This window comes from Corallococcus sp. 4LFB (assembly GCF_046520365.1).
Lineage (GTDB): Bacteria > Myxococcota > Myxococcia > Myxococcales > Myxococcaceae > Corallococcus > Corallococcus caeni.
On record NZ_JBKGHJ010000368.1, the window covers coordinates 1 to 8,948 of the forward strand.

The window sequence follows — 8,948 nt, forward strand, 5'->3', positions numbered from 1 at the left end:
GGTCCCCAGCGGCAGGCCGCCCTGCGGCAGCAGCGCGTCCACCGCGTCCACGCCCGTGCGCAGCACCGACAGCGCGCGCCGGGGCGCCGCCTGCAGCTGGCGGATCCGTTCGCGCAGCTCCTCCACCACCCCCAACCCCGACCGCTCCGCCGCCGCGCTCATGCCGCCTCCTCATCGCCCGCGCACCCGCCACCGGTGCGCGCATGAGGCCAGTATCCGAAGCCGTCTGACACCCCAGCAGGCGGCATTCCGAGCGCGTGGGACCTGTCGCGTCGGGTGCTCCGCTCGACGGGAGGCGTCGGATTTGCGCGCGTCACTTCACCTGGCACCGGACATGACAGGTCACGCGCCACGCCAAAGAAGAAGGGCCCCGCGTGCTTCGCGGGGCCCTTCGGGTGCGGCGCGCGGATCAGCTCCGGGCTACCCGGCGCACAGCACCTTCACCTCCACCTTCGTGTCGCCCACGCGCCGCAGGCACGGGCCCAGGAAGAAGAGGCGCGCGGAGCGGCCTTCTCCGGGGGGCTCGTAGCGGAAGTCGCCGTTGGCCGCGGTGCACGTCTGCACGGAGCCGTCCGCGCGCGTGACGTACACCACCGCGAGCCGCGGATCCGGCAGGTTCACCACGTCCACGCTCTGCGCCACCGTGGCCAGGTCCGCGATGTCCAGCAGCGTCTGCTGGTAGCTCGTCTTGCAGATGGAATCCAGGTTCGCCTGGGTCGCGTCGAACGCCTGCGCCATGGCGCTCTGCCGGTAGCCGGGCCCGTAGGAGGTCGGCAGTCGACGTTGCGCACGTAGGTCGTGCTCCCCACCAGCTCCGTCGTCAGCTCCGCGCGCTTGTCCGTCAGCGCCACCGGCCCGATGGTGGCCCACAGCACCTCGCGCGACGCGCCCGTGCCGTCATGCAGCCCCTGGAAGGCCTGGTAGTACTCCGCCACCGGGGTCAGCTTGTCCCCCTGCACGGTGCAGGAGTCCACGGAGGTGTCCTGCACCAGCGTCACCGGCGGCGGCCGCTGCGTGGAGCTGCAGTCCTCCTCGTCGGACACCACCACCACCAGCAGGCGGGCGCGTCCCGGAGGAAGCCCCCGTTGCCGCCCTCCGACAGCGGCTTCGTGGCCAGCGGCGAGGCGACCGCCAGCCGCACCGCCTCGAAGGGCGTCTCCTGCCCGCTGCCGGACGTGCCCTGGTTCACCAGGCGCTGGAACTTGTCCAGGAGCAGCGGATCCGTGCCCTCGATGAAGCGCTCGTCGGTGGGCTGGCCGGCTTCGTCCTTCACCGGCTGCAGGCGGCCTTCCTGATCCGGGAAGGAGCGGATGGAGTCCGTGCCGTTCGCCAGGAGCAGGCGCTGGTACACCGAGGTGGTGATGACCCCCACGCGGAAGTCCTGCGCCACGCCGCTGCCCTCCTTCAGCGCGGCCAGGAAGGCGGGCAGCTCCGTGGCGATGCCCTGCTGCTCCTCCTGCATGGAGCCGGAGTTGTCGATGACGAAGAGGATGTCCGTCTTCTGGGGCGCCACCACCGGCGGCGTGGCCTCGCAGGCATCCGGGACGGTGGAGCCCGCGTCGTCCACGGGAGAGTGGCAGCCGAGCGCCAGGAGCGCGGACAGCGACAGCAGGTGGGCGCAGGTGTGGAGCTTCACATCGGCCTCCAGTGCGGGGGCGCGCGCTCGCGCACCGCATCAAGCGTGAGAGGGGGCGAGCATGCCCCACCCCTTCGCCGGACGCGAGACTTCTGGGCCGTTAAAGGAGGAGCGTCGTACAGCCGACGAGGCACGGAAATAACGCACATCGCGTTTGCCATGTCCGGTTTGGTTGTTACGTTGGTTCATCCGTCACAGAAAACAACCGGATGGTTCACCGGCCCGGCCGCTTGCTGACCGGGTTCAAGCAAGGAAGAGGCCGAACTCCCATGTCTGACGAGAAGAAGAAGGGCACCGCGGCCAGCGCCATGCCCACCGCGATGGCCCCTCCGGGGCTCATCAACAAGGAAGACATCCCGCAGGTGCTGCCCATCCTGCCGCTGCGCAACAGTGTGTTCTTTCCCGGCGGCGTGCTGCCCCTGGCCGTCGGCCGCCAGAAGACCATCGCGCTGATCAAGGACGCCGTCCGTGACGACCAGGTCATCGGCGTCGTGACGCAGCGCCGCGCCGAGGAAGAGGATCCGGGCGCGTCCGACCTGTACACGATGGGCACCGTCGCCCGCATCGTGAAACTTCTGAAGATGGGCGAGGACAACTACTCGCTCGTGGTCCAGGGCCTCGCGCGCTTCCGCGTGATGGAGCTGGTGCAGGAGGCCCCGTACCTCAAGGCCCGCGTCGACGCCGTGGAGGACAAGACCTCCAGCGAGAACGTCGAGGTGGAGGCCCTGGGCATCAACCTGAAGAAGCTGGCGCGCGAGGTCATCGAGCTGATGCCCGAGCTGCCCGCCGCCGCCACGGAGCTGGTGGAGAGCATCACGCACCCGGGCCACCTGGCGGACCTCATCGCCGCCAACGTGGACGTGCCCATCGAGGAGAAGCAGGCCGTGCTGGAGACGGTCGACCTCAAGGCGCGCATGAAGCTCGTCCTGGAACTGCTCAACCGCAAGCGCGAGATCCTCAAGCTCTCCAACAAGATCGACTCCGCCGTGAAGGGCGAGATGTCGAAGACCCAGCGCGAGTACTACCTGCGCCAGCAGCTCAAGGCGATCAAGGAAGAGCTCGGCGAGATGGGCGAGGAGGAGGAGGAGCTGGACGAGCTCCAGGAGCGCCTGAAGAAGGCCGCCCTGCCCCCGGAAGTGGAGAAGGTCGCCCAGAAGGAGCTCAACCGCCTGAAGACGATCCCGGCGGCCTCCAGCGAGTACACCGTCGCGCGCACCTACCTGGACTGGATCGCGGACCTGCCGTGGTCGAAGATCAGCGAGGACAACCTCGACATCGAGAACGCGCGCCAGCAGCTGGACAAGGATCACTTCGGCATCAAGAAGGTGAAGAAGCGCATCCTGGAGTACCTGGCCGTCCGCAAGCTGAAGAACGACATGCGCGGGCCCATCCTGTGCCTCGTCGGTCCCCCGGGCGTCGGCAAGACGTCGCTGGGCCAGAGCGTGGCCAAGGCCACCGGCCGCAAGTTCGTGCGCCTGTCGCTGGGCGGCGTGCGTGACGAGGCGGAGATCCGCGGGCACCGCCGCACCTACGTGGGCGCGCTGCCGGGCCGCTTCATCCAGAGCATGAAGAAGGCCGGGACGAAGAACCCGGTCATGATGCTGGACGAAATCGACAAGCTGGGCGCGGACTTCCGCGGCGACCCGAGCGCGGCGCTGCTGGAGGTGCTGGACCCGGAGCAGAACAGCACGTTCAGCGACCACTACCTGGACGTGGCGTTCGACCTGTCGAAGGTCATGTTCGTCGCCACGGCGAACCAGCTGGATCCCATCCCCGGGCCGCTCCGCGACCGCATGGAGATCATCGAGCTGACGGGCTACACGTTCGAGGAGAAGCAGGCCATCGCCCGCATCCACCTGGTGCCCAAGCAGCTCAAGGAGCACGGCCTCAACGGGGACCACATCGAGATCCAGGACGAGGCGCTGCTCATCCTCACGACGTCGTACACGCGTGAGGCCGGCGTGCGTAACCTGGAGCGCCGCATCGCGGACATCTGCCGCGCGGTGGCGGTGGAGGTGGCCGGCGGCAAGCTGGAGAAGCAGACCATCGGCGCGGAGCGCGTGAAGGAGATCCTCGGGCCCGAGACGTTCTACTCGGAGGTCGCGGAGCGCACGGAGGTTCCCGGTGTGGCGACGGGCCTCGCGTGGACCGCGGCGGGCGGCGACCTGCTCTTCATCGAAGCGACCAAGATGGCGGGCAAGGGCGGCATGACGCTCACCGGCCAGCTGGGCGACGTGATGAAGGAGTCGGCCACCGCGGCGCTGAGCTACCTGCGCAGCAAGGCGGAGCAGCTCGGCATCAACCCGAACTTCCTGGAGAAGACGGACATCCACCTGCACTTCCCCGCGGGCTCCATCCCCAAGGATGGTCCTTCGGCCGGCGTCACCATCCTGACCGCGCTCACCAGCCTGCTGACGGGCATCCGGGTGCGGCACGACACGGCGATGACGGGCGAGGCCACGCTGCGCGGCCTGGTGCTGCCGGTGGGCGGCATCAAGGAGAAGGTCCTGGCGGCGCACCGCGCGGGCATCAAGCGCGTCATCCTGCCGGAGCGCTGCCGCAAGGACCTCATCGACGTGCCGGATCAGGCGAAGAACGAGCTGGAGTTCATCTTCGCCACGCACATGGACGACGTGCTCAAGGCGGCGATGGAGACCTCTCCCTTCAAGGAGGGCGTGGTTCCGGCCACCACCACGGACACGCCTCCGGCGGAAGTCCGGGCGTAACGGAGTCCAGCGGTTGAAGTGACGCGGGCAGGTTCCTTCACGGGAACCTGCCCGTCGTCTTTGCGGGCCCCCTGCCCCGCTGCTCAGTGCGGGTGCAGCACGAGCGGCAGCGTGGCGGGCCCGCGCACCACCAGCGTGCGGTGCCACGTCATGGGCTCCGCGCCGGCCTGCAGGTGACTGAAGGCGTCCAGCAGCGCCTCCAGGGCCAGCCGCCCTCCATGCGCGCCAGCTGCGCGCCCAGGCAGAAGTGGATGCCGTGGCCGAAGGGCAGGTTCTGCGGGCCGGGGCGGGACAGGTTGAAGCGGTCGCCGTCCGGGAAGTGCGCCTCGTCGTGCGCGGCGGAGCCCAGCAGCACCAGCAACCGGCGCGCCCTTGGGCAGGCTCACCCCGCCCAGCTCCACCGCCTCCGTGGTGAGGCGGGGCGCGGCCTGGGCGGGCGGCTCGTAGCGCAGCACCTCCTCGATGAAGGCCGGGATGCGCGAGCGGTCCGCGCGCAGCTGGGTCCAGATCTCCGGATGGTCGCGCAGCACGACGAGCGACGCGCCCAAGAGGTGCACCACCGTCTCGATGCCGCCCACCAGCAGCAGCGCCATGAACGCGATGAGCTCGTCCCTGGACAGGGCCTCGCCGTCCACGCGGGCCTGTTGCAGCTCGCTGACCAGGTCCGTGCCGGGCGCGCGGGCGCGGTCCTCCAGCACCTCGCCGAAGTACTGGCGCAGCTCCGCCACCGCGTCCCGGGCCCGCTGCTTGCGGTCCTCCTCGTCCGGGCGGACGGTGGTGACGCCGCCGGTGATGAGGTCCGCCCACTGCTTCAGGCGCGTGGCGCGTGAAGGGTCCAGGCCCAGCAGGTCGCTGATGACGGCGGCCGGGATGCGCAGCGCGTACGGCGGCATCAGGTCCACCGGCACGCCCCGGGGCAGCGCCGCCACCGCCTGCCGGCAGAGTTCGCGCACGCGGGGCTCCAGCCGGGCCATGGCCGCCGCGCCGAAGGCCTTCTGCACCAGCACCCGCAGGCGGGCGTGCTGGGGCGGGTCCAGGGTGAGCATGGACTCGGAGAAGGGGTTGCCGCCCAGCCAGGGCGGGTTGGTGGCCACGCGGAAGCCCTGCGAGGAGAAGCGCCGCGGGTCCTTGAGCACGCGCAGCACGTCATCATGGCGCGACACGGCCCACATGCCACCGGGCTCCACCTGACACACGGGGGCCTCGCGGCGCATGCGGGCGTAGGTGGGATAGGGGTTGGCCTTCACTTCCGGAGACAGGAGGTTGAAGCGCTCGCTCATGCTGGGCATACGCAAGCAGCGAACGTCTCTGGCACCACACGCGAAGGCGAAGGAGCGGACCATGAAGTACGCCAACCTGGGACACACCGGCCTGCGGGTCTCCCGCATCTGCCTGGGCTGCATGAGCTACGGCACCCCGAAGTGGCGCCCGTGGGTGCTGGATGAAGAAGCCGCGCAGCCCTTCTTCCGCCGCGCGGTGGAGCTGGGCATCACCTTCTTCGACACCGCGAACATGTACTCGGACGGCGTCAGCGAGGAGGTGACGGGCCGCGCGCTGCGCAGGTACGCGAACATGGACGAGGTGGTGCTGGCGACGAAGGTCTACTTCCCCACCGGGAAGGGCCAGAACGAGCGCGGCCTGTCGCGCAAGGCCATCACCCAGGCGTGCGAGGCGAGCCTCAAGCGGCTGGGCGTGGACACCATCGACCTCTATCAAATCCACCGGATGGACCCGCACACGCCCATCGAGGAGACGCTGTCCGCGCTGGATCAGCTCGTGCGCCAGGGCAAGGTGCGCTACCTGGGCGCCAGCTCCGCGTACGCGTGGCAGTTCATGCGCGCACTGAGCGTGTCCGAGCGCAACGGCTGGGCGCGCTTCGTGTCCATGCAGAACCACTACAACCTCGTCTACCGCGAGGAGGAGCGGGAGATGCTGCCCCTGTGCGAGGCGGAAGGCGTGGGCGTCATCCCCTGGTCTCCGCTGGCGCGCGGGCTGCTCGCGGGGTCGCGCAGGTCGCTGGACGACAAGGAGGCCACGACGCGCGCGGGCACCGACACGCTGTCGCCCATGCTCTACAACCAGCCCGGGGACTGGGACGTGGTGGAGGCGGTGAAGCAGGTGGCGGACGCGCGCAAGGCCCCGCCCGCGCAGGTGGCCCTGGCGTGGCTGCTGTCCAGGCCCGTGGTCACCGCGCCCATCATCGGCGCGACGAAGCCGCAGCACCTGGAGGACGCGGTGAAGGCGGTGAGCCTCAAGCTCACCCCCGAGGAGGTGAAGGCGCTGGAGGCCCCCTACAAGCCGCACGAGGTGCGCGGCCTGTAGGCCCCTGAAGCGGTGGACGCGCCTCAGCGCTCCTTCACGAGCGCGTCCACCTTCTTCTCCAGCGGCTTCACGTCCTCGAAGAACGAGTCCATGGAGTGCGCCGGGGCCACGCGCAGCACCGGCGGCAGCAGCGAGCGGGGGAACTCCAGCGCCTCGCTGAAGGGCTCGTTGCCCAGCAGCTCCGACACGTTCGTCAGCGCCAGCACGCCCACCGACGCGATGACGAGCCCCCGCACCACCCGCTTCGCGCTCCAGCGCGTCACGTAGCGCAGGTGCCAGTAGAGCCCCCACCCCATCAGCCCCAGCACGGCCAGCGTGCGCCCGAAGCCCAGCCACGCGCCCAGCGAGAAGCTGAAGCTCAAGAGCGCGAACAGCGGCGGCGCCACCGCGAAGCCCAGCAGCAGCAGCGCGCCAATGGTGGCGTGCACGCGGAAGTGGAAGCTCCGGCGCGCGATGCGGCTCGCCAGCGACCAGCCCCCGGCCCACAGGAGCGCCATCCCCAGCGGCAGCACGCTCGACAGCAGCAGGTCGCCCCAGTCCGTCTTCTGGAACTGGGTCACCCGCTCGGAGATGAAGGACATGGCCACCAGCGCCTGCATCGCCAGCGCGAAGGCGCGGGGACGCTCGAAGAGGCGCTCGCGCGGCGCGGCGGGCGCTTCGTTGACGACGGTGTCCTCCACCACGAAGTCGCGGTGACGGAAGCGCAGCACCGTGTCCCCCACGGACACGCGCGCGTCCGGGGTGAGCACCAGCTCCTTGAGCGCCACCCACGGCTCCACGCTGAAGGTGCCGTTGACGCTGCCCACGTCATGCAGCACCACCGCGCCGTCCTCGCGCCGCTCCAGGCGCAGGTGCTGTGCGGAGACCTTCGGGTCGTCCAGGATGACGTCGTTGGCGTAGCCGCGCCCCACCGTCACCGGCAGCCGGTCCAGCCGGTGGCGGGACTGGACGGCGTCCCCTTCCAGCACCTCCAGGAAGATCACTTCGTCCACGACAGGCCCTCCAGGTAGCGGCGCGCCAGCTTGCGGGCGTTCTCCGCGGAGAAGCCGCCCAGCGTGAGGCTGGTGTCCACGCCGTGCGTGGCCGCGTTCAGCGTGGCCGCGCGCAGCACCAGGTCGTAGAGGCCCGGGAAGCGGCGGTAGGCGCGCAGGCAGAGGGCGGCGCGCACCGTGAGGCCGTTCACGTCCACGAACTCCGACTTGCAGCGGAAGTTGGTGACGTCCTCGCGCGTGGCCTCCACCGCGTCCGGGTCCTGGGAGAAGAGCGTGCTGTAGAGCGCGGAGAAGCGCATCGCGCCCAGCTTCTGGCTCTCCACGTGCTGGTGCAGGTAGGCCACCACGCCCGTGCGGTGGCTGGAGGACAGGAAGATGTCCTCCTCGGAGGAGCACTGGTAGCTCGTCACCGTGTAGGGCGTCTCCGGATCATGCGGCGTGTCGCCCCAGCACTTGAGGAACGGGCTCCAGCGGCCCGGGACGCGGTAGCCGCCCAGCGCCTGCTTCGGCAGGTCCGTGGCCAGCAGCCGGTCGGTGATGCGCTGCTGGTTGGCCAGCAGCTGCTCCTGCACGGACGTCATCAGCGCGGCGGAGTCCGGGGGGCCCTCCTGCGCCAGCGCCCGGTCCAGCAGCGCCCGCGCGCGCGCCACCGGGACGAGGAAGCCCACCTGGTTGCCCATGGTGGCCACGTTGACGCCCACGACGCCGCCCTCGCCGCTGAGCGTGGGCCCGCCGCTCATGCCGGGGTTGATGGCGCCGGTGAAGTGCACGCGCTCGTAGAGGGCGTCGCGCACCAGGCCGTTGTACGTGCCCTCCACGATGGTGGTGCCCAGGTCGCGCGGGTTGCCCATGGCGAACAGGCGCGTGCCCTGCGGCGGTTCGTGCTCCTCCAGCTTGAAGTAGTCGCTGACGGGGGCGTCCACCTGGATGACGGCCAGGTCGCTGACCACGTCCACCGCGAGCAGGCGCACCGGCACCGTCGCGTCGCCCCGGTCCAGCTCCGCGGTGTAGTCCTCCGGGTGGAGCACCAGGTCGGAGACGACGTGGTAGTTCGTGAGGGCGTGGCCCTTCGCGCTCACGAAGAACGCGGAGCCGATGGAGGACTTCGTGCCGGAGCGGCGCTCGATGATGCGCACCTGCGCGACGCGGCCCTGGATGCGGCGGAACAGCTCGTGCGTGGCCGGGGGCAGCGAGGCCACCGGCAGGGGCGGCACCACCGCGTCCGCGACGCCAGCGTCCAGCGCCGGGAGGACCGGCGGGGCCGGGGACGCC

7 protein-coding genes and 2 pseudogenes are annotated in these 8,948 nt (G+C 70.3%); 2 read left to right on the forward strand and 7 right to left on the reverse strand.

The annotated features are described in order from the left end of the window. From ACLEQD_RS30515 to ACLEQD_RS30525, 3 genes and pseudogenes are all read right to left on the reverse strand, one after another. Nucleotides 1-162, reverse strand: a pseudogene (locus tag ACLEQD_RS30515) (recombinase RecA); the annotation flags it as partial. Nucleotides 163-420: 258 nt separating this feature from the next. Further along, nucleotides 421-738 (reverse strand): hypothetical protein, encoded by a 318-nt coding sequence (locus tag ACLEQD_RS30520; RefSeq protein WP_410388930.1) that lies wholly within the window; start codon nucleotides 736-738, stop codon nucleotides 421-423. Nucleotides 739-994: 256 nt separating this feature from the next. Next, entirely contained in the window at nucleotides 995-1,636 is a 642-nt protein-coding gene (locus tag ACLEQD_RS30525) for a hypothetical protein (protein ID WP_410388931.1), read from the reverse strand. Nucleotides 1,637-1,905: 269 nt separating this feature from the next. Between ACLEQD_RS30525 and lon the strand changes: the two genes are divergently transcribed. Further along, nucleotides 1,906-4,362 (forward strand): endopeptidase La, encoded by a 2,457-nt coding sequence (lon, locus tag ACLEQD_RS30530; RefSeq protein ID WP_410388933.1) that lies wholly within the window; start codon nucleotides 1,906-1,908, stop codon nucleotides 4,360-4,362. Nucleotides 4,363-4,510: 148 nt separating this feature from the next. Here the strand turns inward: lon and ACLEQD_RS30535 are convergent, their stop codons facing one another. Together ACLEQD_RS30535 and ACLEQD_RS30540 are read right to left on the reverse strand one after the other, a co-directional pair. Further along, nucleotides 4,511-4,717 carry a cytochrome P450 gene (locus tag ACLEQD_RS30535; protein WP_410388940.1) on the reverse strand — a complete coding sequence of 69 codons (207 nt, stop codon included), beginning with the start codon at nucleotides 4,715-4,717 and terminating at the stop codon, nucleotides 4,511-4,513. 16 nt (nucleotides 4,718-4,733) lie between these two features. After that, a pseudogene (locus ACLEQD_RS30540) lies at nucleotides 4,734-5,765 on the reverse strand (cytochrome P450); the annotation flags it as partial. On the opposite strand from ACLEQD_RS30540, the gene ACLEQD_RS30545 reads away from it, so the two are divergent. Then, complete coding sequence (locus ACLEQD_RS30545; RefSeq protein WP_410388935.1) at nucleotides 5,704-6,684, forward strand: aldo/keto reductase; 981 nt, start codon at nucleotides 5,704-5,706, stop codon at nucleotides 6,682-6,684. The pseudogene ACLEQD_RS30540 and the gene ACLEQD_RS30545 overlap by 62 nt on opposite strands. Nucleotides 6,685-6,707: 23 nt before the next feature. Here the strand turns inward: ACLEQD_RS30545 and ACLEQD_RS30550 are convergent, their stop codons facing one another. After that, complete coding sequence (locus ACLEQD_RS30550; RefSeq protein WP_410388937.1) at nucleotides 6,708-7,676, reverse strand: FHA domain-containing protein; 969 nt, start codon at nucleotides 7,674-7,676, stop codon at nucleotides 6,708-6,710. Continuing rightward, a partial coding sequence (locus tag ACLEQD_RS30555; protein ID WP_410388938.1) for a serine protease occupies nucleotides 7,664-8,948 on the reverse strand: 1,285 nt, incomplete at its 5' end. The genes ACLEQD_RS30555 and ACLEQD_RS30550, both read right to left, overlap by 13 nt.